Source organism: Rhizobium changzhiense (assembly GCF_013087625.1).
Lineage (GTDB): Bacteria > Pseudomonadota > Alphaproteobacteria > Rhizobiales > Rhizobiaceae > Rhizobium > Rhizobium sophorae.
The window spans coordinates 380,966-404,433 of sequence record NZ_JABFCQ010000002.1; the positions used below are offsets into that span (position 1 = coordinate 380,966).

General features: G+C 60.5%; 20 protein-coding genes and 1 pseudogene. 8 read left to right on the forward strand and 13 right to left on the reverse strand.

The features are described from left to right. Nucleotides 1-7 precede the first annotated feature (7 nt). Nucleotides 8-475, forward strand: a complete 468-nt coding sequence (locus G9X68_RS11275; protein WP_171602432.1) for an OsmC family protein — start codon at nt 8-10, stop codon at nt 473-475. A 17-nt stretch (nt 476-492) separates the two neighbouring features. Here G9X68_RS11275 and G9X68_RS11280 read toward each other — a convergent pair whose 3' ends face one another. After that, a complete protein-coding gene (locus G9X68_RS11280) occupies nt 493-1,164 on the reverse strand; it encodes a DsbA family oxidoreductase (protein ID WP_171602433.1) in 672 nt (223 codons plus the stop codon). A 62-nt stretch (nt 1,165-1,226) separates the two neighbouring features. Continuing rightward, nucleotides 1,227-3,029 carry an extracellular solute-binding protein gene (locus G9X68_RS11285; protein WP_171602434.1) on the reverse strand — a complete coding sequence of 601 codons (1,803 nt, stop codon included), beginning with the start codon at nt 3,027-3,029 and terminating at the stop codon, nt 1,227-1,229. Nucleotides 3,030-3,311: 282 nt separating this feature from the next. Here G9X68_RS11285 and G9X68_RS11290 point away from each other — a divergent pair, with 282 nt between their 5' ends. Continuing rightward, nucleotides 3,312-3,974 (forward strand): invasion associated locus B family protein, encoded by a 663-nt coding sequence (locus G9X68_RS11290; protein ID WP_168311909.1) that lies wholly within the window; start codon nt 3,312-3,314, stop codon nt 3,972-3,974. A 114-nt stretch (nt 3,975-4,088) separates the two neighbouring features. Here G9X68_RS11290 and hspQ read toward each other — a convergent pair whose 3' ends face one another. The 3 genes from hspQ to G9X68_RS11305 all read right to left on the reverse strand — a co-directional run bounded on the left by hspQ (nt 4,089) and on the right by G9X68_RS11305 (nt 6,403). Next, nucleotides 4,089-4,418 (reverse strand): heat shock protein HspQ, encoded by a 330-nt coding sequence (gene hspQ, locus G9X68_RS11295; RefSeq protein ID WP_130739298.1) that lies wholly within the window; start codon nt 4,416-4,418, stop codon nt 4,089-4,091. Between the two features lie 158 nt (nt 4,419-4,576). Next, on the reverse strand, nt 4,577-5,986 hold the full coding sequence (glnA, locus tag G9X68_RS11300; RefSeq protein WP_011651961.1) for a type I glutamate--ammonia ligase: 1,410 nt from the start codon (nt 5,984-5,986) through the stop codon (nt 4,577-4,579). 78 nt (nt 5,987-6,064) lie between these two features. Then, nucleotides 6,065-6,403: a P-II family nitrogen regulator gene (locus G9X68_RS11305; protein ID WP_003539626.1), complete on the reverse strand. Its 339-nt coding sequence runs from the start codon at nt 6,401-6,403 to the stop codon at nt 6,065-6,067. Between the two features lie 343 nt (nt 6,404-6,746). Between G9X68_RS11305 and G9X68_RS11310 the strand changes: the two genes are divergently transcribed. The 4 genes from G9X68_RS11310 (at nt 6,747) to G9X68_RS11325 (ending at nt 12,641) form a co-directional block, all read left to right on the forward strand. After that, nucleotides 6,747-8,219, forward strand: coding sequence for an NAD(P)H-hydrate dehydratase (locus tag G9X68_RS11310; protein WP_171602435.1), 1,473 nt, complete (start codon nt 6,747-6,749; stop codon nt 8,217-8,219). Nucleotides 8,220-8,564: 345 nt separating this feature from the next. Beyond that, nucleotides 8,565-9,656, forward strand: coding sequence for a phosphate ABC transporter substrate-binding protein PstS (pstS, locus tag G9X68_RS11315; RefSeq protein ID WP_171602436.1), 1,092 nt, complete (start codon nt 8,565-8,567; stop codon nt 9,654-9,656). A gap of 117 nt (nt 9,657-9,773) precedes the next feature. Next, nucleotides 9,774-11,507 carry a Na/Pi cotransporter family protein gene (locus G9X68_RS11320; RefSeq protein ID WP_171602437.1) on the forward strand — a complete coding sequence of 578 codons (1,734 nt, stop codon included), beginning with the start codon at nt 9,774-9,776 and terminating at the stop codon, nt 11,505-11,507. A gap of 114 nt (nt 11,508-11,621) precedes the next feature. Next, the gene (locus G9X68_RS11325) at nt 11,622-12,641 is read left to right on the forward strand and encodes a DUF808 domain-containing protein (RefSeq protein WP_171602438.1); all 1,020 of its coding nucleotides are present in this window, start codon (nt 11,622-11,624) and stop codon (nt 12,639-12,641) included. 21 nt (nt 12,642-12,662) lie between these two features. Here the strand turns inward: G9X68_RS11325 and corA are convergent, their stop codons facing one another. The 4 genes and pseudogenes from corA to uvrA form a co-directional block, all read right to left on the reverse strand. Continuing rightward, entirely contained in the window at nt 12,663-13,628 is a 966-nt protein-coding gene (gene corA, locus G9X68_RS11330) for a magnesium/cobalt transporter CorA (protein WP_171602439.1), read from the reverse strand. A 102-nt stretch (nt 13,629-13,730) separates the two neighbouring features. Continuing rightward, nucleotides 13,731-14,537 carry a DUF72 domain-containing protein gene (locus G9X68_RS11335; RefSeq protein WP_171602440.1) on the reverse strand — a complete coding sequence of 269 codons (807 nt, stop codon included), beginning with the start codon at nt 14,535-14,537 and terminating at the stop codon, nt 13,731-13,733. Nucleotides 14,538-14,561: 24 nt separating this feature from the next. Then, nucleotides 14,562-14,980 (reverse strand): annotated as a pseudogene (locus tag G9X68_RS11340) (GNAT family N-acetyltransferase). Continuing rightward, nucleotides 14,977-17,898: an excinuclease ABC subunit UvrA gene (gene uvrA / locus G9X68_RS11345; RefSeq protein WP_171602441.1), complete on the reverse strand. Its 2,922-nt coding sequence runs from the start codon at nt 17,896-17,898 to the stop codon at nt 14,977-14,979. Before uvrA ends, G9X68_RS11340 begins: the two are co-directional and overlap by 4 nt. Nucleotides 17,899-18,181: 283 nt before the next feature. On the opposite strand from uvrA, the gene G9X68_RS11350 reads away from it, so the two are divergent. Then, nucleotides 18,182-18,688: a single-stranded DNA-binding protein gene (locus G9X68_RS11350; RefSeq protein ID WP_171602442.1), complete on the forward strand. Its 507-nt coding sequence runs from the start codon at nt 18,182-18,184 to the stop codon at nt 18,686-18,688. A 129-nt stretch (nt 18,689-18,817) separates the two neighbouring features. Here G9X68_RS11350 and G9X68_RS11355 read toward each other — a convergent pair whose 3' ends face one another. Continuing rightward, nucleotides 18,818-19,465 carry a MarC family protein gene (locus G9X68_RS11355; RefSeq protein WP_171602443.1) on the reverse strand — a complete coding sequence of 216 codons (648 nt, stop codon included), beginning with the start codon at nt 19,463-19,465 and terminating at the stop codon, nt 18,818-18,820. 236 nt (nt 19,466-19,701) lie between these two features. On the opposite strand from G9X68_RS11355, the gene gyrA reads away from it, so the two are divergent. Then, the gene (gene gyrA / locus G9X68_RS11360; protein WP_171602444.1) at nt 19,702-22,539 is read left to right on the forward strand and encodes a DNA gyrase subunit A; all 2,838 of its coding nucleotides are present in this window, start codon (nt 19,702-19,704) and stop codon (nt 22,537-22,539) included. A 162-nt stretch (nt 22,540-22,701) separates the two neighbouring features. On the opposite strand, the gene G9X68_RS32175 is transcribed toward gyrA, so the two are convergent. The 3 genes from G9X68_RS32175 to G9X68_RS11365 all read right to left on the reverse strand — a co-directional run bounded on the left by G9X68_RS32175 (nt 22,702) and on the right by G9X68_RS11365 (nt 23,438). Further along, on the reverse strand, nt 22,702-22,836 hold the full coding sequence (locus G9X68_RS32175) for a hypothetical protein (RefSeq protein ID WP_018445350.1): 135 nt from the start codon (nt 22,834-22,836) through the stop codon (nt 22,702-22,704). A 36-nt stretch (nt 22,837-22,872) separates the two neighbouring features. Next, complete coding sequence (locus tag G9X68_RS32180; protein WP_260685777.1) at nt 22,873-23,001, reverse strand: hypothetical protein; 129 nt, start codon at nt 22,999-23,001, stop codon at nt 22,873-22,875. Between the two features lie 149 nt (nt 23,002-23,150). Next, complete coding sequence (locus G9X68_RS11365) at nt 23,151-23,438, reverse strand: hypothetical protein (RefSeq protein ID WP_171602445.1); 288 nt, start codon at nt 23,436-23,438, stop codon at nt 23,151-23,153. Between the last annotated feature and the right edge of the window lie 30 nt (nt 23,439-23,468).

A 23,468-nucleotide genomic window follows, 5' to 3' on the forward strand; every position in this document is an offset into this window, starting at 1 on the left:
GAGGGTGATGGCAAAATACGGCGCAACGATCGCCTGGCAGCGCAACGGCGAGACCTTCACCGATAACCGCTATAGCCGCGTCCATCGCTGGACCTTCGACGGCGGCATCCAAGTGCGGGCGTCATCCTCCTCGCACAGCGTTCCTCTGCCCTATTCCGTCGAGGACGCCGTCGATCCGGAGGAGGCTTTCGTCGCGTCACTCTCCAGCTGCCACATGCTCTGGTTCCTGTCGATCGCCGCCAAACAGGGCTTTCGCGTCGACAACTACACCGATGTCGCCGAGGGCATTCTGGAGAAGAATGCCGAAGGCCGCCTTGCCATGACCGTCGTGACGCTGAGGCCGCATGTCGTCTTCAGTGGCGAGAAGCAGCCCTCGTTAAGCGAACTCGAAGCCCTGCACCATCGCGCCCATGACGAATGTTTCATCGCCAATTCGGTGAAGACCGAGGTGAGGTGCGTTCCGATTCTGGGCTGAAGCTGGAGCCGTCGGCGTCAGTTGAGGCCCGACCGCGCCTCGGCCTTCGCCTGGGCGATATCACGCAGCGCGTTCGCCAGCACGTCAGGCGTCTGTGCGCCGCTGACGGCATACTGCTGGTCGAAGATGAAGAACGGCACGCCGTTGACGCCCATCTCCTGCGCCGCCTTGATCTCGGCGACGATCAGATCGCGGTCGGCATCGGAGGCAAGCAGCGAGGCGATGACCGAGCGGTCGAGGCCGGCCTTTTCGGCGATATCGAGCAGCACCGTATGGTCGCCGACATTGCGGCCTTCCTCGAAATTCGCCTTGAACAGCGCGGCAACGACCTTGTCCTGCTTCTCGCGGCCTTCGATCATCGACCAGTGGACCAGCCGATGCGCATCGAGCGTATTCGGGCCGATCTTGATCGCCTCGAAATCGAAGGCGATGCCGACCTCGCGGCCGTAATCGGTGAGCATCTTATGCGCCTGCGCCACGCGCTCCTCGCCGCCGAGCTTCTCCGCCAGCGCCTTCTTCTGGTCGACGCCTTCCTTGGGATAGTCGGGGTTGAGCCGGTACGGCCGCCAGTTGATGTCGACGCCGATCTCGTCCTGCACCTCGGCGATGGCGAGCTCCAGCCGCGCCTTGCCGAGATAGCACCAGGGGCAGACGACATCCGAGACGACGTCGATGGTGATACGCTCCATGAGGGTCTTCCTTATTCTGTGAGTCTCCGAAGAGACATTGGGCTGTGGCGGTTCGGCGGCCTTTACTGCACGCTCGCATCCCACCAGACCGGCAGCTGGTAGCCGTAAAGCGGCGTCGTGTCGGGACGACCGATGCGCCTGCTGCGGGCGACCCATTGCTGGCCGATGTGATAGAGCGGCAGCACGTAGTGGCTCGATAGCAGCAGCCGGTCGTAGGAGCGCACCGCGGCAGTGAAATCGTCCGCCGAACGCGCCCTCAGCACATGATCGATCAGTGTGTCGAGATCGGGATCGTTGGCGCCGGCAAATGTGTCGTTACCCTCCTTTGTGCGCTCAGTGGAAGACCAACGACCGACCTGCTCTATTCCAGGCGACAGCGTGGACACATAGGATTTGACGATCATGTCGTAATCACGGCTGCTCGTCCGGCTCTGATATTGCGAATCATCGACTGTGCGGATCGAAACGGCGATGCCGATCGCCTGCAGCGAACGCTGATAGGCGACGGCGAGCTTCTCCTGATCGGCATTCTGCGTCATGATTTCGAAAGCGAGTTGGCGGCCGGAGGCATCGAGCATCTTGCCGCCCTGGATCGTATAGCCGCCTTCTTTGAGAAGCGCGACGGCCTGCTTCAGCACGTTGCGGTCGCGGCCGGAGCCATCGGTGACCGGCAGCTTATAGGTGCCGTCGAGAATTTCAGGCGCGATTTTGTTCTTGATCGGCCCGAGCAAGGCAAGCTCCGCTGCATTGGCGGGAACGCCAAAGCTTGAAAGCTCGGAATTTTGCCAAAAACTCTGTGTGCGTTTGTAGGCGCCCGAATAGAGATTCTTGTTCGCCCATTCGAAATCGAATACCAGCGACAGGCCCTCACGCACCTTCGGATCGGCAAAGATCGGCCGGCGTGTGTTGAAGACGAAACCGAGCATGCCGCTCGGCAGTTTCGGCGTGAACACATCCTTGATCACGGCTCCCGACGTGACGGCGGGAAAATTGTAGGCATTGGCCCAGTGACCCGGATTGCCGTCGGGATAGATGTCGACATCGCCCTTCTTGAAGGCCTCGAACAGCGTCGTGTCCTGCAGATAATATTGCACCGTGATCTGATCGTAGTTGTCGGTGCCGACTTTTGACGGAATATCCTTGCCCCAGTAATTCGGATCTCGCTCATAGGTGATGCTCTCGCCTGGCTTCACCGTCTTCACCTTATAAGGGCCGGAGCCCACCGAAGGTGTCAACGAACTACGGTCGAAGGTTTCGGGGTCGATCGCATGTTTCGGCAGCACTGGGAAAAGACCCAAAATCAAAGGCGTCTCGGGATTGGCTTTGTCGGTGAAGGTCAAGCGCACGCTCCGCTCGCCCACCTTCTCCATCTTGGCGACGACTTTCAGAGCATTAGAGAAGCGCGGGAGGCCCTTGTCGCGCAGCAGATCAAAGGTGAACATCACGTCTTCAGGCGTCACCGGCTGCCCGTCGAACCATTTCGCTTTTGGATTAAGGTTGAATTGGATGAAGCTCCTGTCTTCGTCCCATTCGACCGTCTCTGCAAGCAGGCCGTAAAGTGTAAAGGGCTCGTCCCGGGAGCGCTGCATCAGCGAATCATAGACGAGATTGCCATATTCCGGATCCCACATGCCGCGCGCCGTCGTGCGCATGCTCTTGAGAATGAACGGATTGAGGTTGTCGAAGGTGCCGACGACGCCGTAGGTGATCTTGCCGCCCTTTTTCACGTCGGGATTGACGTAAGGGAAGTGCTTGTAGTCCGGCGGCAAAGCCGGCTCGCCATGCATCGCGATGCCGTGCAGCGGCTTGGCAGCGACAGCGCCGCACAGCAGCGAGAGGACGAGGGGGACGACGATACGGAGCATTCGGCAATCCTTGATCCGTGAAACGGGCATGATTCAGCCCAAGATTATCATGGGGTCGACCAATTCCAACACAGAGCGGCGATTTCTTTGTCATCGCGACGAAATGCACCTCAAATTGCCAAAGAAATGCTGGATATCTTGCACGCTGCGATGTAACAGGTGAACCCGAAGTTTCGGGGTCATGCATTTGCCTTATTTTTTTAAGAGGTGGAGTGCCGAACGACCCGATGGTTGGGGCGGCAAGACGCTGCCCCGAACGCATATCAGGAGACGGAATTCGTTATGATGTTCAAGTCTGAAAAGAAAATGCGGGCAGCACTGTCCGTTCTGGCAGTGGTGTTCGGCGCTTCGGCTCCGGTCTCCTCCTTCGCGCAGAGCGCGGCGGCACCGGCTCCGGCCGATGCCCCGGCGCAGGCCGCAGGAGCGCCGAAGCTCGGCTGGTACAAAACCTGCAGCAAGCAGGAAGACAACGACATCTGTGTTGTCCAGAACCTGATCCTCGCCAATGGCGGCCAGCTCGTCACTGCCGTCGGCCTGATCTCGGTCTCGGGCAAGATCAACCGCAAGCTCCTGCAGGTCTCGGTTCCGACAGCGCGCCTCATTCCTCCCGGCATCATGATGCAGATCGACGGCGGCAAGGGTCAGAAGCTCGACTACGCCGTCTGCCTGCCGGACAAGTGCACCGCCGAAATTCCGCTGACCGACGCGATGATCGCCAGCCTCAAGAAGGGCAGCGACGTGATCTTCACCTCGATCAACTTCCGCCGCGCCCCGAACCCGATCAAGATCTCGCTCGAAGGCTTCACCGGCGCCTATGACGGCGAACCGGTTTCCGAAAATAAGCTTGCCGAAAGCCAGCGCAGCCTGCAGGAAGGCATGCAGAAGAAGGCGGAGGAAGCCCGCAAGAAGCTGGAAGATGCCCAGAAGGCAGCCAAGGCGCAGTAATCCTGCTACCTTCTTTGAAACAGAAACCCGGCTTCGCGCCGGGTTTTTTGTTGCGCAAAGAAAAGGCCTCGCCGGGAGAAGCGAGGCCTTGATTAAACGATCGGCACGAGTGACTTAGTGGGCGAAGCTCATCTTGGGTTTGAACTGCCCTGACGGGGCCCGATCGAAAATCTGGTAGATCTGTGGGTTGCGAAGCGGCGTGCCGCTTTCGTCGTTCATCAGGTTCTGCTCGGAGACGTAGGCGACATATTCGCTTTCGTCATTCTCGGCGAGCAGGTGATAGAAGGGCTGGTCCCTGCTCGGGCGCACTTCGGCCGGAATGGAATTCCACCATTCCTCCGTATTCGCGAACTCCGGATCAACGTCGAAGATGACGCCGCGAAACGGAAAAACCTTGTGCCGAACCACTTCGCCGATACTGAACTTTGCTACTCTTTCTTTCATGGTACGACTTCCTTTCATCACCAAATTTGGTGATTGGTGTCGCGCAAATCAAGATTTTTGCGCGAGTTCGTCACATGAACGTCACATCCTCCTGCTGGCGTCCATGACCCGGGAGGTGAAAGCCCCGGCGAACCGGGGCTTTCGGTCTTCGCAGCCGATCAGGCCGAATAGTACATGTCGTATTCGACCGGATGCGGCGTCATTTCGAAACGCATCACCTCAGCCATCTTCAGCTCGATGAAGGCATCGATCTGGTCGTCGTCGAAAACACCGCCGGCCGTCAGGAACTTGCGATCCTTGTCGAGGCTTTCGAGCGCTTCGCGCAACGAGCCGCAGACGGTTGGGATCTTCTTCAATTCCTTCGGCGGCAGGTCGTAGAGATCCTTGTCCATGGCCTTGCCGGGATGGATCTTGTTCTTGATGCCGTCGAGACCGGCCATCAGCATGGCGGCAAAGGCGAGATAGGGGTTGGCGGTCGGATCCGGGAAGCGGACCTCGACGCGCTTGGCCTTCGGGTTCGAGCCGAACGGAATGCGGCAGGAAGCCGAGCGGTTGCGGGCCGAATAGGCAAGCAGCACAGGGGCTTCGTAACCCGGGACGAGACGCTTATAGGAGTTCGTCGACGGATTGGTGAAGGCGTTGATCGCCTTGGCATGCTTGATGATGCCGCCGATGTAGAACAGGCAGCTCTCGGAAAGGCCGGCATATTCGTCGCCGGCAAAGGTCGGCTTGCCACCCTTCCAGATCGATTGGTGCACATGCATGCCCGAGCCATTGTCGCCGAAGATCGGCTTCGGCATGAAGGTCGCCGTCTTGCCGTAGGCGTTGGCCACCTGGTGCACGACATATTTGTAGATCTGCATCTTGTCGGCGTTGCGCACCAGCGTATCGAACTTGATGCCGAGTTCGTGCTGGGCGGCCGCGACTTCATGGTGATGCTTTTCGACGACGACGCCCATTTCGGAGAGCACCGTCAACATTTCCGAACGCATATCCTGGGCGCTGTCGACGGGGGGGACCGGGAAATAGCCGCCCTTGACGCGCGGGCGATGGCCGAGGTTGCCGGTCTCGTAATCGGTATCGTCGTTCGACGGCAGTTCGGTCGAATCGAGCTTGAAGCCGGTATTGTAGGGATCGGCCTTGTACTTGACGTCGTCGAAGACGAAGAATTCGGCTTCCGGGCCGACGAAGACCGTATCGCCGATGCCGGATGCCTTGAGGTAGGCTTCGGCCTTCTTGGCGGTGCCGCGCGGATCGCGGTTATAGGCTTCGCCGGAAACCGGATCGAGGATGTCGCAGACGATAACCATGGTCGACTGAGCGAAAAACGGGTCCATATGCACCGTTTCCGTATCGGGCATCAGCACCATGTCGGACTCGTTGATGGCCTTCCAGCCGCCGATTGAGGAGCCGTCGAACATCACGCCGTCGGCGAACATGTCCTCATCGACGCAGACAACGTCCATCGTCACATGCTGCAGCTTGCCCTTTGGGTCGGTGAAACGCAGATCGACGAACTTTACGTCGTTCTCCTTGATCTGCTTCAGAATTTCGCTTGCGGTCGCCATTAATGAGTTTCCTCCGATTTGCGATGACGGTGTAGGTCGGCGATGACGGTAACGGACTTTGCGCGATTGGCAAAGTGGTCAGATGGCATCGATGCCGGTCTCGCCGGTGCGGATGCGGATAACCTCTTCGACGTTGGAGACGAAGATCTTTCCATCGCCGATGCGGCCGGTCTGCGCCGCCTTCCGGATCGCATCGATGACGGCCTCCGCATTCTCGTCGGCCAACACGACCTCGACTTTGACCTTCGGCAGGAAATCGACGACGTATTCAGCTCCGCGGTAGAGTTCCGTGTGGCCCTTCTGACGGCCGAAACCCTTGGCTTCCGTGACCGTGATACCCTGCAGGCCAACTTCCTGAAGGGCTTCCTTCACTTCGTCCAGCTTGAAAGGCTTAATGATCGCTTCGATCTTTTTCATGAGAAAATGTCTCTCCGCTTCTCTTGTTATGGCAGGAACTTTCCCGCTCGCCGGGTATGATGCAGATATCGTGCCAGTTTGAAATCCATCTTATCGAAAAAAGACGTCGATTCGGTCAAAACGCGAGCGTTTGCGGGGAATTCTACGTGGTTTTGGTGACGAACAGGTGGAAAAACGTTGACTCCCAATCAAAATCCCACTCGAAACTGAAAAAGTCAGGTATTTTCGCAATCGCGAAAGTACCTCACCTGGAGATGAAAAGGTAGGCATATGCCTAAATTTCGTCCTTCTCTTTGCTGTTTCAGCCGGTTGTTTTTTAGGCGTTTTTTGATTGAATAGGATGATGACCAAACATCTGTCCGACCTTCTTCTCACGCCTGCTGAAATGGCCGCCGTCGATGCAGCCGCTGCTGCGTCCGGCATCGACTCCTTCGGACTGATGGAGAGGGCGGGTGCTGCGGTCGCAGCCGCTGCTCTGCGCCTTCATCCCGGAGCGTTGCGCTTCGTCGTCGTCTGCGGACCCGGCAACAATGGCGGCGACGCCTGTGTCGCAGCACGTCATCTACAGCAGAGCGGGGCGAGGGTGGCGCTCTTCCACCTCGGCGATCCCAAGAGGCTGAAGGGCGATGCCGCCCGTGCCCGAGCCGGTTGCGTGCTCGAGGGGCAAAACCTCGACCTCTATCGGCCGGAAACCGGCGACGTCGTCGTCGATGGTCTGTTCGGGGCGGGGCTTGGCCGCGAAGTGTCGGCCGATGTGGGCGCGCTGATCGGGCGCGTCACCGAGGCCGGTATTCCCGTGCTCGCCATCGATCTGCCCTCCGGCCTTGATGGTCGCACCGGCAAGGTGCTGGGTGCCGCCTTCCGGGCCCGCAACACCATCAGCTTCATGACCCGCAAGCCCGGCCATCTGCTGATGCCGGGCAGGGAGCTTTGCGGTGAATTGGAAGTCTTCGACATCGGTATCCCCGCCCGCATCATCGGCGCCGAGGCAAGCGGTCTCATCGCCGAGAACACGCCGGATGCCTGGAAGGGTGCGCTGCCGGCCGAGCAACTGGAAACCCACAAATACAAGCGCGGTCATCTGGTCGTCTTCTCAGGTGAGGCCGACAAGACGGGTGCAGCGCGCATGTCGGCGATCTCGGGCCTGAAGGCCGGCGCCGGCCTGGTGACGATCGCCGCCCCCCGCGCGGCGATGGCCGCCAATGCTGCGCATCTGACCGCCGTCATGCTGCATGCCATCGACGACGAGGCCGACCTCGGCGACTGGCTCTCAGACAAGCGGCTGCAGACCTTCGTCCTTGGCCCCGGTTTCGGTATCGGCGCCAAGGCGCGCGGCTTCGTCTCGGCCCTTGCTGATCGCCATCTGGTGCTCGATGCCGACGGCATTTCCTCGTTCAAGGATGATCCGCAACAGCTGTTTGATCTTTTCCGGGGTGAGCCGCGTCTGGTGCTGACACCGCACGAGGGCGAATTCGCGCGGCTTTTTCCCGATATCGCCAGCGACGATGCGCTCGGTAAGGTGGACAAGGCTGTGGCCGCCGCCCGCCGCGCCAATGCCGCGATCATTTACAAAGGCGCCGATACTGTCATCGCCGCGACTGATGGACGTGCGCTCATCAATACCAATGCCCCGGTCTGGCTTGCCACCGCCGGTTCCGGCGACGTGCTTGCCGGCATCATCGGCGGCTTGCTCGCCCAAGGCCTGCCGGCCTTCGAGGCCGCCGCTGCCGGCGTCTGGCTGCACGGCGAGGCCGGCCAACGCGCCGGCAAAGGGCTGACGGCGGAGGAACTCGCAGCCGAGGTATTGCCGCTTTAGCGCCGCCGCATCCTCTTTCACCTCGAACGCAGAAGCAATCCGCACCGTCGGTCTGGCCGTGGCGCAGGCTGGGTTGTTTTACCATTATAAATGCGGCCGATGTGTCAGTTGAGTGACGGTTTTATTTCGGATTTTTAAAGCGACATCGATCAGCGAAAGATGTCCCGCGCCGAGAATCAGCAATCCGCAAAACTAAACTGTCATTAAAATGTTAATGAATGGAAATACTTAATGGTGTCAGGAATTCCTGTCGGCTGGAACAAGGGTTCGTACGCCGGGTCCTGAGCTGATCTGGTTTGAATTCTGATCGAGTGCGCAGTGAACGGTTGCAAGGGGGAAGCGCCGATGGAACGTTTTTTTCGGCAAGTCCACAGAGTGACGAGCGCCGCCGCCTGCTTTGCCGGACTTGCGGCAGTTGTTGGTTCACTGTCCATCGCTCCTGCAGCCACGGCCGAGCCCATTCGCGGCGCCGGCTCCACATTCGCGGCACCCATCATCGCGAAGTGGGCAGAGATCTACGAGAAGGCGCGGATGGATGACGGCGACTTCAGCTCACCCGACTGGACGGTAGACTACGAGCTCGTCGGTTCGCTGGCAGGTCTGATGCGCCTTGATCAGCCGGAGCTGGATTTCGCTGCGACCGATGTGCCTGTCTCCCACGACGAGCTTTTGAAGCATGGCCGCCAGCAGTTTCCGATCGTGCTCGGCAGCGTGGCGATTGCCGTCAATCTTGACGGTATCGACAAGGGCCGTATCAACCTGACTGGCCCGCTGCTTGCGAATATCTATCTCGGCAAGATCCAGTCGTGGGCTGACCCTGCCATCAAGGCGATCAACCCGGAGATCAGCCTTCCCGATCAGAAAATCAGTCCGGTTACCCGCAAGGACGGATCAGGCACCACCTTCATGTTCACCGAATTCCTGTCCTCGGCAAGCCCGGAATGGAAGGCGGCACATGGAGCGGATACGCTGATCGCCTGGCCTGTGGGGACGAGTGTCGAGGGAACCGGAGATCTCATTCGCGCGGTGCAGGCAACCAAGGGGGCGATCGCCTATGCCGATTTTGGCCAGGTCGAGCGTGCAAACCTGCCCTATGCCGCTGTTCAGAACAAATCCGGCCAGTTCGTAAAACCGGGACCGGATGGCGTGCGGGCTGCGGCCAGCACCGCCTCATGGGATGAAGCGAAAGCTTTTTCGGTGTCGCTCACGGATCAACCGGGAGAGGCGGCCTATCCGATCAGCGGGGCGACATTCGCTGTCGTTCCAATGAAGGGACAGGCGCCCAATCGCTATCGCCGCGTGCATGATTTTTTCCGCCTGGCGTTCGAGACAGGCAGTAAGGACGCCGAGGCGATGGGCTATGTGCCTTTGCCGCCGCAGCTCGTCAGTCAGATCGTCAAATACTGGCTGAAGCAGGATGCATCCGCGAGCCAGTAATTCGTTCGCGCATGATACGCGGTCGGGACATCCCTGACTGTATGAAATCGGGCATATGAGTGAGGCGCGGGGGCGCCGTTGAAGCGCGCCATTTTGGCGCCAAGGGGGTAAGGCGTAATGAACATCGACATTTTCAAGGATATTCTCGTGCCTGTTATCGGCGGGCTGGGGATATTCATGCTCGGTCTGGAGTTCATGTCGAACGGCATCCAGGCACTCTCCGTCAACAAGATGCGCGCATTTCTCGCGAGAGCCGCAGGCACGCCGATCAAGGGCGTTATCGCGGGAACGCTCATCACCGGTGTCATCCAGTCATCGACGGCAATGACGGTCATGGTCGTCGGCCTCGTCAATGCCGGCGTTGTCGGATTGCGTCCGGCGATCAGCGTCATCATGGGCGCCAACATCGGGACGACGCTCGGAAACGGCCTGATCGCCTTGCCGCTGGGGCCTCTTGGCCTGATCTTTGCGGGCGTTTTTTCGCTGGTCTACTGCTTTGCCAAGAGCGAGCGGATCCGCAACGTCGCGCTTGCCTGCATGGGCTTCGCGCTGATTTTCTACGGTCTCAATCTGATGACCGGCGGCCTTCGACCGCTGCGCAACATACCGGAGGTCATGGATGTTCTGTCGACGCTGACCGCCGACTCCTATTACAACCTGATCAAATGCGTGCTGATCGCCGCCGGCGTCACCGCGATGATCCACTCCTCGTCGGCGACGATCGGTATCGTCATGGGGCTCGGTGCGGCCGGTGTCCTTGACTGGACGACGGCGGTTGCCTTCTCGCTGGGTGCGGATCTCGGAACCACGATCACCTCCTGGATTGCCTCGCTCAATCTGTCGAAGAACGCCAAACGCGCTGCCTATGCCCATATGTCCTTCAACATTATCGGCGTCTGCATAACGGTGCCCTTGTTCTTCGTCTCGATCGACGTTCTGGCATGGGCGATGCAGTGGTTCGGCGGCGATCCCGGCGTTCCGGTCGTGGTCGAGGGCAAGGAGACATTTCCGCTGGTTCCGGTCGCTGTCGGTCTCTATTCGACCTTCTTCAACGTCTTCAACACGGCGCTGCTGTTTCCCTTCGTCAGCGTCTTCGAACGTGTCTTGTCGCGCATCGGCCGCATCGACGCCGAGGATGTGGAAGATTATTCGACGCCGAAATTCCTCGACCGCAAGCTCACAGGCGACTTCGCGCGGGCCGTTCCGGCCGTCCAGCAGGAGACCGCGCGTCATCTGCAGGCCGGCGCGATGTTCCTGGATATTGCCCGATCCGCCAAGTCGGCGCCATCAGATCCGGGCGAACATTATCTTGCCACCGATATCCTCAGCCGTGACATTCGCGATTATACCGCATCGCTGATGAAGGAGGATCTGCCTTACGAGCAACTCGATCTGGTCGCCAGCCTGATCGAGGAGGCGGATTTCACCGCTGCGTTGACGGAATCGATGCATCAGGTCGCGCGGCGCGTGAAGCGTGAAAAATTCAGCGAACCCGCTTTGGCGATCGTCAATCTTGCACTGAGCAAGCTCGATGCCTCTTTGCAGGATATCATGCCCGACTATGGCGTGGTTCGTCCCTCCATGCCGGCCGGCCATGTCAGCCTTCCCAACGTCACCGAACTGCGGGAACAGACACTGGCACTTGGCCCGAATGCCGGTGCGGCCGAACGCGGCACGATCCTGGCGCTTCTCGGCTCGGTCGAGCGCGCGGAGATTCTGATCCGCCGCATCGACGAGGAGCGCAAATCCGTGAACCGCCAGAGCGTTTTGTCACGGGTTTCGCAGAAACGGGAACGGCAGGCACGTCCTCCGCTGGACGAGGGCGGGTTGAGCCCGATACCGGCTGAATAACGGCCATTGTCGTCGCGATCCTTGCGTGGCATCTTCCCGCCGGAGGATGCCACGTTTCGTTGATTGGTTTTCCGTTTTTCACTGCGCAAGTCTGTCTTCCCGACGGAGGCTCGAATGAGTGTTGGCCTGATCGCCCTTCTTGATGATATCGCGGCATTGGCCAAAGTGGCTGCGGCGTCGCTCGACGACATTGCCGGCCAGGCGGCCAAGGCGGGCGCGAAAGCGGCCGGTGTCGTCATTGACGATGCGGCGGTCACGCCGCGTTACGTCACCGGATTTTCGGCAGCGCGCGAACTGCCGATCATCGGCAAGATCGCGCTCGGCTCGCTGAAGAACAAGCTGCTGATCCTGCTTCCCGCAGCGCTTATCCTGAGTCTTGTCGCCCCGCAGGCGATCACGCCGCTGCTGATGATCGGCGGGCTTTACCTCTGCTACGAAGGCGTGGAAAAAGTCTACGGACTAGTGCTGCCGCATGCGGCCCACGCCCATGAATCGGCACTCGAGGCCACGAGCCTCGATGCCAAATCGGTAGAAGACGAAAAGGTCGCCGGTGCAATCAAGACGGATTTCATCCTGTCGGCCGAAATCATGGCGATTACGCTCGCCGCGGTGCCGTCAGGCGGCATGTTCACGCAGGCCCTCATCCTCGCCGTCGTGGGACTGGGCATCACGGTCTTGGTCTATGGCGGCGTGGCGCTTATCGTCAAGGCCGATGATCTGGGTCTGATGCTGGCGCGTGTGCGCACGGGCTCTCCGATCGGCGCCTTCTTGCGTGCGATCGGAAAGGGGCTTGTCACAGGCATGCCTTATTTTCTGAAACTGCTCGGCATCGTCGGCACGGCCGCCATGATCTGGGTCGGCGGCGGCATCATCGTTCACGGCCTCGAATCCTATGGCCTCGGCGGCCCTGCACATCTGATCCATGATGCCGGGGAGGCGACCGCGCATGCCATTCCCGCTCTGGCATCCGTGGTCAGCTGGATCGTCGAGGCCGCAGGAGCGGGCATCGTCGGTATCGTCGCCGGCTTGATCGCTATTCCGGTCGCCGGCTACATCGTCTCGCCGATCTGGCGGTACCTCAAATCGCTCCTGCCGCGCCGCCGGAAAGAGGCGCTGGCGGACGGGAAGAAATGAAGCCCATCGGCGAGCAAGGCGTCATATCCAGCGGGCGCGCTTGAAACGGATGAAAAGTGCGATGCACATGACGGCGATGACTGCCAGGACGATAAAATAACCGTAGCTGGTTTTCAGCTCGGGCATATTGTCGAAATTCATGCCGTAGATGCCGGCGATTGCCGTTGGAACGGCGAGAATAGCAGCCCAGGCCGCTAGCTGCCGAGTGATCGTGCCCTGTCTTTGCTGTTCAAGCAGATTGCTCGCTTCGAAAACCGATGTGATCACGTCGCGCAAGCTTGCAACCATCGTCTCGACACGGTGCATGTGCTGAAGCGCATCGCGGAAATAAGGCTTCGCTTCCTTGTCAAGCGACGGCAGGTCGAGATGGTAGAGCTTGCCGCAAAGGTCCAGCATCGCATCCAGCACCCGCTGAAACAGAATGACTTCCCGGCGCAACTTGAAAATCCGGGCGATCTGGCTGCGGTCGAGAAACGCATCGAGCATTTTTCGTTCCATCTCGAGAACGGAATCCTCGATCGTGCGCACGATGGGAAGATAGCCGTCGATAATGAAATCGAGAATGGCATGCAGAATGTAGTCGGTGCCATGGCAGAGCGTCTGCGGCGATGTCTCCAGCCGGCCGCGCAGCTCTCCGTGCCCCCGCTCCGACCCATTGCGGACGGTGATGATATAGCGCTTGCCGACGAAAATTGCGGTTTCCCCGTAGGTAATATGGTCCGCCTCGAGCTGTGCCGTCTTTGCGATGACGAACAGCTGGTCGTCATAAACGCTGAGCTTCGGCATCTGCAGAGAACTGAGCGCATCGGCGATCGAGAGTTCGTGAAGGCCAAAACGGCCTTGCAGCAGCAGGAGTTCGTCCCGGCTAGGCTTGTGCAGCCCGATCCAAATGAATTCGTTGTCCGTCGCCGGAATGGAGGCCGCCTCGAAAGGTATGGCCTCGACCCGCCGTCCGTTGCGATAGAGATAGGATGCGGCAACGCTCATGCGGGCCCCCGGGTTACCACGCTCATGATGCCCTCATGGGTTGCGTGACTGACGATGTGATACCCACAATGTTACGATCCTTTTGTGACTATCCAGCCTCGCCTATTTCGCCAGCGCCTGCTGCAGGGCGATCGCCCCGTGCGGCGCATTGACCTTGCCCTCATGGATCATGAAGGCGAAGACGTCGCGCGGCTCGGTCTTCACCTTGCGATCTCCATCGATCAGCGGCAGGTCATCAGGAACTTTGCCCTCGGCCCAGGTCTCCAGCCGGCCTGCCCAGGCCTTCAAGTCCTTTTCCGGATAGCAGGTCGGAATATCGTCCGAACCCTTCTGCAGCCGCGCATAGACGAAGTCGGCCGTCACGTCGGCGATCATCGGATATTCGAAATGTTCAGCGCAAACAGGCGCCACGCCATATCTCGAAAGCAGCGCCACGAACTCCGGCACCTTGAAGGAATCGTGCCGTACCTCGACCACATGGCGGAGCGCCAGCCCGTCCTGTTTCGCCGGCAGCAGCTTCAGGAAGGCCTCGAAATCGTCTGCATCGAACCTCTTCGTCGGCGCGAACTGCCACAGCAGCGGCCCGAGATGATCGCCGAGTTCGCTGATGCCCGATGAAAGAAACCGCTCCATCGATTCACCGGCTTCGGCAAGCACCCGCCGATTGGTGACGAAACGTGTCGCCTTCAGCGAAAAGATGAAACCCTCGGGCACATCCGCCGCCCATTTGGCGAAGACCGCAGGCTTCTGCGTGCTGTAATAGGTGCCGTTGACCTCGATGACCTTCAGCTGGCGGCTGGCATAATTCAGCTCGTCCTTCTGCTTCAGGTCATCGGGAAAGAAATGCCCGCGCCAGGGCTCGAAGGTCCAGCCGCCGATGCCGGTGCGGATAGTGCCGGATTTCGTCATGTCGTCCTCCCCATTCGCAGCCGCTCAGGCCGCATTGATCTCTTTCGTCATGTCGACGAGTGTCCATCCTGGCCGATAAGGGTTCGGCCGGCGACCCGTTTCCTGAAACCCGAAGGCGCTGTAGAGCGCGATGTTCCGCTCCATCCGCGCATTCGTGTAGAGCCGGATCTCCGGCGTGGCCCATTCCCGGCACCCTGAAAGGCCGGCGAGACCGCGATGCTGAACAGCATGAGGTGATCGCAATGCTGCTCGACGACCACCAGGCCGGCCGTTTGCCCGCCGATCTCGCGCAGCCAGACCTCGCCGCGTTCGATCCGCGGCGCGTAATCCTCCGTCACCGGGATCGGCGGAGCGCCGAACAGCTCGGTATAGGGCCGGTAGGCGGCGGTTGTCAGCGTCGCGATCGTTTCCAGATCATCGGGCGATGCTGGCCTCATCGTCATTCAGCCGCAACCGCCTTCTTCACCGGCCGCCGTTCCAGCAATTCCTTCAGGAAGTGTCCGGTATAGGACCGCTTCTCCTTGACGATCGCTTCCGGCGTGCCGACAGCCACGATCTCGCCGCCGCCATCGCCGCCTTCAGGACCGAAATCAAGCACCCAGTCGGCGGTCTTGATGACTTCGAGATTGTGCTCGATCACCACCACCGAATTGCCCTGGTTGACCAGTTCGTGCAGCATTTCGAGCAGCTTGGCGACGTCGTGAAAATGCAGGCCGGTCGTGGGTTCGTCGAGAATGTAGAGTGTGCGCCCCGTCGAGCGTTTCGACAGCTCCTTGGCAAGCTTGACGCGCTGCGCCTCGCCGCCGGAGAGCGTATTCGCCTGCTGGCCGACCTTGATGTAACCGAGGCCGACATCCTTCAGCGACTGCAGCTTATCGCGCACGGCAGGCACCGCCGCGAAGAAATCGACGCCTTCCTCCACCGTCATGTCGAGCACGTCTGCGATCGACCTCTGTTTGAAGGTGACGTCGAGTGTCTCGCGATTATAGCGCTTGCCGTGGCAGACGTCGCAGGTGACGTAGACGTCGGGCAGGAAGTGCATCTCGATCTTGATGACGCCGTCGCCCTGGCAGGCCTCGCAGCGCCCGCCCTTGACGTTGAAGGAGAAGCGGCCCGGCTGGTAGCCGCGTGCCTTCGCCTCCGGCAGGCCGGCGAACCAGTCGCGGATCGGTGTGAAGGCGCCGGTATAGGTTGCCGGGTTCGAGCGCGGCGTACGGCCGATTGGCGATTGGTCGATATCGATCACCTTGTCGATATGCTCGAAGCCGTCGATGCGGTCGTGATCGGCCGGGTTTTCACGCGCGCCCATGACGCGGCGCGCGGCCGATTTATAGAGTGTCTCGATCAGGAAGGTGGATTTGCCGCCGCCGGAAACGCCGGTCACCGCCGTGAACACCCCGAGCGGGATCGACGCCGTGACATTCTTGAGATTGTTGCCGCGCGCCCCGACCACCTTGATCTCGCGGCCCTTCTTCGGCTTGCGGCGCTCGTCGGGAACGGGAACGCCAAGTTCGCCGGAAAGATATTTGCCGGTCAGCGAGTTCGGACTGTCCATAATGTCCTGCGGCGTACCATGGGCGATGACCTGACCGCCGTGAATGCCGGCAGCCGGGCCGATATCGACCACGTCGTCGGCCGTCATGATCGCATCCTCGTCATGTTCGACAACGATGACGGTGTTGCCGATGTCGCGCAGATGCTTCAGCGTGTCGAGCAGCCGGGCATTGTCGCGCTGATGCAGGCCGATCGACGGCTCATCGAGCACGTAGAGCACGCCGGTCAGCCCCGAGCCGATCTGCGAGGCTAGCCGGATGCGCTGGCTTTCTCCGCCCGACAAGGTGCCGGAATTGCGCGACAGGCTGAGATATTCCAGGCCGACATCGTTGAGGAAGCGCAACCGGTCGCGGATCTCCTTGAGGATGCGCACAGCAATCTCGTTCTGCTTGGCGTTGAAGCTTGCCGGTAGCGTCTCGAACCAGTCGCGGGCGACGCGGATCGACATACCAGTCACTTCGCCGATATGCAGCGTGTCGATTTTCACCGCTAAGGCCTCCGGCTTCAGGCGGAAGCCGTTGCAGGAAGGGCAGGGGGCAGCCGACATGAAGCGCTCGATGTCTTCGCGCGCCCAGGCAGAATCGGTCTCCTTCCAGCGGCGCTCGAGATTGGTGATGATACCCTCGAAGTTCTTCTGCGTCGTATAGGAGCGGGCGCCGTCGGCGTAGTGGAATTCGATCTTGTCGTTGGTGCCATTGAGGATGACGTCCTTGGCCTCGTCGGAAAGATCGTTCCAGCGGGTGCCGAGCTTGAAGCCGTAATGTTTGCCGAGCGCTTCCAGCGTCTGGTTGTAATAGGGCGAGGTCGACTTGGCCCAAGGCGCGATCGCGCCGTCCCTCAAAGTCCGTTCGGGCTCGGGCACGATCAGGTCCGGATCGATCTTCTGCTGGGCGCCGAGGCCGTCACAGGTCGGGCAGGCGCCGAACGGGTTGTTGAAGGAGAACAGCCTGGGTTCGATTTCGGGAATCGTGAAGCCGGAGACCGGGCAAGCGAACTTCTCCGAAAACAGCACACGTTCATGCGTCTCGTTCAGAGACTTGTTGGCCGAGCCACCGGCCGAGGTCTCTTCCGGCGGCAGCGGCTTGTCGGCGAATTCGGCGACCGCCAGCCCGTCCGCGAGCTTCAGGCAGGTTTCGAGACTGTCCGCCAGGCGCGCCGAGACATCCGAGCGCACGACGATGCGGTCGACCACCACGTCGATATCGTGCTTGTATTTCTTGTCGAGCACCGGCGCCTCGGCGATCTCGTAGAACTGCCCGTCGACCTTGACGCGCTGAAAGCCCTTCTTCATCAGCTCCGCCAGTTCCTTCTTGTATTCGCCCTTGCGCCCGCGCACGAGCGGCGCAAGGATATAAAGACGAGTGCCCTCGCCGAAATCGAGGATGCGGTCGACCATCTGGCTGACGGTCTGGCTCTCGATCGGCAGGCCGGTCGCCGGCGAATAGGGAACGCCGACGCGGGCAAAGAGCAGGCGCATGTAGTCGTAGATCTCGGTGACGGTACCGACCGTCGAGCGCGGATTGCGCGAGGTGGTCTTCTGCTCGATCGAGATTGCCGGCGACAGCCCGTCGATCTGGTCGACATCGGGCTTCTGCATCATTTCGAGGAACTGCCGGGCATAGGCCGACAGGCTTTCGACATAGCGCCGCTGGCCCTCGGCATAGATCGTGTCGAAGGCGAGCGAGGATTTGCCGGAACCCGACAGCCCGGTCATGACGATCAGCTTGTTACGCGGCAGATCGAGATCGATGCTCTTGAGATTATGCTCGCGCGCGCCGCGGATGGAGATCGTCTTCAGTTCGCTCATCGTCTCTGCTTTGGTTTTCTGGATGACAGCCCTTATTTAGTGATGCCGACGGGCGAGTCGAGGCTGAATATCCACAAGGGCTGAAGGTTTTCGATTCTGTTGACAGGATCATACGGATAAACTAGAACAAATAAAGAACAAAATTCCTGATGGATGCATGGGGCTTTCTGATGGATAAACATGTGGATTAAATGCCGCCCATGCGCATCGGCGGTCCGTGATGGTTTAAGGTGCGCCGATCGATTAAACGCCGCCGGGCAGGGCGGCAGGCAGGGTGAGAAGCATGGCTGGTAGTGTGAATAAGGTAATTCTGATTGGAAACGTCGGTGCAGACCCCGAAATCCGCCGCACTCAGGATGGCCGGCCGATCGCCAATCTTCGTATCGCGACCTCGGAGACCTGGCGCGACCGCAATTCCGGCGAGCGCCGTGAGAAGACCGAATGGCACACTGTCGTCGTCTTCAACGAGGGCCTTTGCAAGGTCGTCGAGCAATATGTGAAGAAGGGCGCCAAGCTCTATATCGAAGGCCAGCTGCAGACCCGCAAGTGGCAGGACCAGCAGGGCCAGGACCGCTACAGCACGGAAGTGGTGCTCCAGGGCTTTGGTTCGACGCTGACGATGCTCGACGGCCGCGGTGAAGGCGGTGGCGCGAGCGGCGGCCGTGGCACTGCCGGTGGCGGCAACGATTATGGCGACGACTACGGCGCCCCGGCTCCCTCCTCATCGCCGAGCCGCGGCGGTGGCGGCAGCAACTTCTCGCGGGATCTCGACGACGACATCCCGTTCTGATCGATAGCCTTTGCTGGCTTTGTGAAAGACGTGTGAGAGCATGATGCCTTGGATGGCGTCATGCTCTTTTTCTTTGATTCCGCGGCAGATCATTCAGGCCGGATCGGCCTCAATCATCTACGGCCGTTTTCAGTGCGGCGTCGCGCTGATCAGATTGAGCGCCGATTTCGCGCCGTCGACGACGAATTGGGCGGCAAGGGCGGCGAGGATGACGCCGAGGAGGCGTGTCAGGATGGCCCGGCCGGTGACGCCGAGGAAACGGTCCAGCCTTTCGGCGACGAGCAGCATGAGGAAGGTCAGCAACAGATTGGCGGCAAGGACGCCGATCAGCTGCGCCTTTCCGACGGAGGTCGCCAGCGTGCCGGCCAGCAGGATCGTCGCCGAGATCGCGCCCGGGCCGGCGATCAGCGGCAAGGCGAGGGGAAAGACGGCGATATTCTCGATATGATCCTTGGTGATCGCCACCTCCGTGGCCTTTTCCTTGCGGTCCTGGCGCTTCTCGAACACCATCTCGAAGGCGATCCAGAAGAGCAGCAGTCCGCCGGCGATGCGGAAGGCGCCGATCGAGATCCCGAGTACGCCGAGCACGCCGGCGCCGAACAGCGCGAAGACGGCGAGGATGATGAAGGCGATGACCGAACCACGCAGCGCCACCTGCGTGCGCTCGGTACGGCTCATGCCTGTCGTCAGGCCGAGAAAGATCGGTGCGAGCCCCGGCGGATCGATGGTGACGAGAAGCGTCGTGAAGGCGTTGATCAATTGGTCGGCGCTTGCCATCGGCTCTCCGGAACCCCATATCAGTGCGTGGTTTTTATGATTGTGAAGCGGGGATTCCGATTTGGCAAATATCCCGCGGCGGGCTGCGGCGGATTCGTCGGGCCCAGCCGCGCAACTTGCATGTTTTACCCTCTTTAAGCCGCAAAAGCCTGTTCAAAACGCGCTGTGAAATTGGCGCGGGAACAGGCTTTCCGCTATAAATCTTCAAGTGATTCTAGAAGAGATCGTGATCTGTTTTGACTGAGCAAACACCCCCCGGCGGCGGGAAGCTCCCGCCAGGCATCGAGCCCATCTCCATCATGGAGGAAATGCAGCGGTCGTATCTCGATTACGCCATGAGCGTCATCGTCAGCCGCGCGCTGCCCGACGTGCGCGACGGCCTGAAGCCTGTGCACCGGCGCATCCTCTACGGCATGTCCGAGCTCGGCATCGACTGGAACAAGAAATACGTCAAATGCGCCCGCGTCACCGGTGACGTGATGGGTAAATTCCATCCGCACGGCAATTCCGCGATCTATGATGCGCTCGCCCGCATGGCGCAGCCCTGGTCGCTGCGTCTGCCGCTGATCGATGGTCAGGGCAATTTCGGCTCGGTCGATGGTGATCCGCCGGCGGCCGAACGTTATACCGAATGCCGCCTCGAAAAGGCTGCCCACTCGCTGCTCGACGATCTCGACAAGGAAACCGTCGATTTCCGCGACAATTACGACGGCACGCTCTCCGAGCCGGTCGTGGTGCCCGCCAAATTCCCGAACCTGCTCGTCAACGGCGCCGGCGGCATCGCCGTCGGCATGGCGACCAACATCCCGCCGCACAACCTCTCCGAAGTCATCGACGGCTGTATCGCGCTGATCGACAATCCGGCCATTGAGCTGCCGGAACTGATACAGATCATTCCCGGTCCCGACTTCCCGACGGGAGCGAAGATCCTCGGCCGTGCCGGCATTCGCTCAGCCTACGAGACCGGCCGCGGCTCCGTTATCATGCGCGGCGTTGCCGCCATTGAGCCGATGCGCGGTGACCGCGAGCAGATCATCATCACCGAGATTCCCTATCAGGTGAACAAGGCGACGATGATCGAGAAGATGGCCGAGCTGGTGCGAGACAAGCGCATCGAAGGCATCTCCGATCTGCGCGACGAATCCGACCGCCAGGGTTATCGCGTCGTCGTCGAGCTGAAACGCGATGCCAATGCCGAGGTCATCCTCAACCAGCTTTATCGTTATACGCCGCTGCAGACGTCCTTCGGCTGCAACATGGTGGCGCTGAACGGCGGCAAGCCCGAGCAACTGACCCTGCTCGACATGCTTCGCGCTTTCGTCTCGTTCCGCGAGGAGGTTGTTAGCCGGAGAACGAAATTCCTGCTGCGCAAGGCGCGTGACCGCGCCCATGTGTTGGTCGGTCTCGCCATTGCCGTCGCCAATATCGATGAGGTCATCCGCGTCATCCGCCAGGCGCCCGATCCGCAGTCGGCCCGCGAAGAATTGATGACCCGCCGTTGGCCGGCGGCAGATGTCGAAAGCCTGATCCGTCTGATCGACGATCCGCGCCACCGCATCAATGACGACCTGACCTACAACCTCTCCGAAGAGCAGGCCCGCGCCATCCTCGAACTGCGCCTGGCCCGCCTGACGGCACTTGGCCGCGACGAAATCGGCGACGAACTCAACAAGATCGGCGAGGAAATCAAGGATTATCTCGATATTCTCTCCTCGCGCGTCCGCATCCAGACTATCGTCAAGGATGAACTCATCGCCGTCCGCGACGAGTTCGGCACGCCGCGCCGCACCGAGATCGTCGATGGCGGTCTCGAAATGGACGACGAGGACCTGATCGCCCGCGAGGACATGGTCGTCACCGTCTCGCATCTCGGTTATATCAAGCGTGTGCCGCTCACCACCTACCGCGCCCAGCGCCGCGGCGGCAAGGGCCGCTCCGGCATGACCACCCGCGACGAGGATTTCGTTAGCCGACTATTCGTCGTCAACACCCATACGCCGGTTCTGTTCTTCTCCTCGCGCGGCATCGTCTACAAGGAGAAGGTCTGGCGCCTGCCGATCGGCACGCCGACTTCACGCGGCAAGGCGCTGATCAATATGCTGCCGCTCGCACCGGGCGAGCGTATCACCACGATCCTGCCATTGCCCGAGGACGAGACGAGCTGGGACGATCTCGACGTCATGTTCTCGACGACGCGCGGCACGGTTCGCCGCAACAAGCTGTCGGACTTCGTCCAGGTCAACCGCAACGGCAAGATCGCCATGAAGCTCGAGGAGGAGGGCGATGAAATCCTCTCCGTCGAGACCTGCACCGAAAATGATGACGTACTTTTGACGACGGCGCTCGGCCAGTGCATCCGCTTCTCCGTCGACGACGTCCGGGTCTTTGCCGGCCGCAACTCGATCGGCGTGCGCGGCATCTCGCTTGCCGGCGGCGACCGGATCATCTCGATGACCATTGTGCGCCATGTCAACGCCGAGCCGTGGGAACGCGCGGCCTATCTGAAGCGCGCCGCCAACGATCGGCGCCTGACGACGGGCGAGGCCGAGGAGATCGCACTGGTCGGCGAGGAAGTCACCGAGGAAGGCCAGCTGAGCGACGAGCGTTACGAGGAGTTGAAGCTGCTCGAGCAGTTCGTGCTCACCGTCTCCGAGAAGGGCTTCGGCAAGCGTTCGTCGTCCTACGACTTCCGCATCTCCGGCCGCGGCGGCAAGGGCATCCGCGCCACCGACACGTCGAAGACCGGCGAGATCGGCGAGCTGGTCGCGGCTTTCCCTGTCGATGACGGCGACCAGATCATGCTGGTCTCCGATGGCGGTCAGCTGATCCGCGTGCCGGTCGGCGGCATCCGCATTGCCAGCCGCGCCACCAAGGGCGTCACCATCTTCTCGACGGCCAAGGACGAGAAGGTCGTCTCGGTCGAGCGCATCAGCGAACCGGAGGAGGATGAGGCCGAGGAGGCTGTCGAGGTCGCCGAAAGCGCCCCTGCTACCGACGAAGGTGCTGCCGATGAAGGTGGCGGCGACGAGGCACCGATTGCCGATGGCGATCCGGCCGGGCCTGCCGAGGAATGATCAAATGAACGGGGCGGCTTCGAGCCGCCCTTTTCTTTTCAGATGGATGATGGTTCAGGACGACACCAAAGAAAAAAGCCGGACGCTGGGTGCATCCGGCTTTGAATGGCCCTGGCGACGGAAGGGTGCCGCTCAAGGGTGGGAAGAGGAGAGAAAGGAACGTCAGAATGCTCTATGTTTTTCGTTCAGAGCCTTCACCTCTTCGCCTTCGCGCCGGAGCGCTGAAATCGTCGAGGCCACAGACACGATGAACATGACGCTGATAAGGGCGGTGAGCACTGTCAAGATCGTGAACATAGGCATTCCTTTCCTGGGGAGTTGCGTTCTCGCCCCTCAGTACTGGCCTAGCACGGCCGTACGGGCCGAAGCATAGGGACCATAAACCTTGGACGTATCGACCTTCTGATCATAGAGAGCGACAGTTGCGGTCAGCATGCCCGTGACCATTACCATCCAGAGCACGTTAATCATCGTAATCTTGCCGGGCATTTTTAATCCTTCCGCGCCGCTCTATGTATCGGTTGAATGAACGCATCCGTCTGTAAATGGTTCCGCCGGATGTTGATCGGGTGTTTACCAATGCCGATCTGAAGCGACCTTGAATGTCTCGTTCATCTGGCATTCAGATTCGAAGCTCGTTTTTCGCGCAGCCGGCCCTGAGCGCGAACGATCGCCGCATGCTCGGCAAGCTCCGGCCGCACCCAGCTCATCTCGTATCGATCGGCGAAATAGCCATAGGCCATCTCGGCGGCGAGGGAGGAAACGATGGCAAGTGCAACGAGCACGATCAGCATGGACCTGGTCTTTCGGGGAGCGCTGGACGCCGGAATGGCATTGGCTGCTTGGATGATCGGAGTTAAGCAGATCCTGTCTGAAACGGTCTTGAACGGGCCATTCATCCGCCGTTTAACCGCCCGGCGCATAACGTC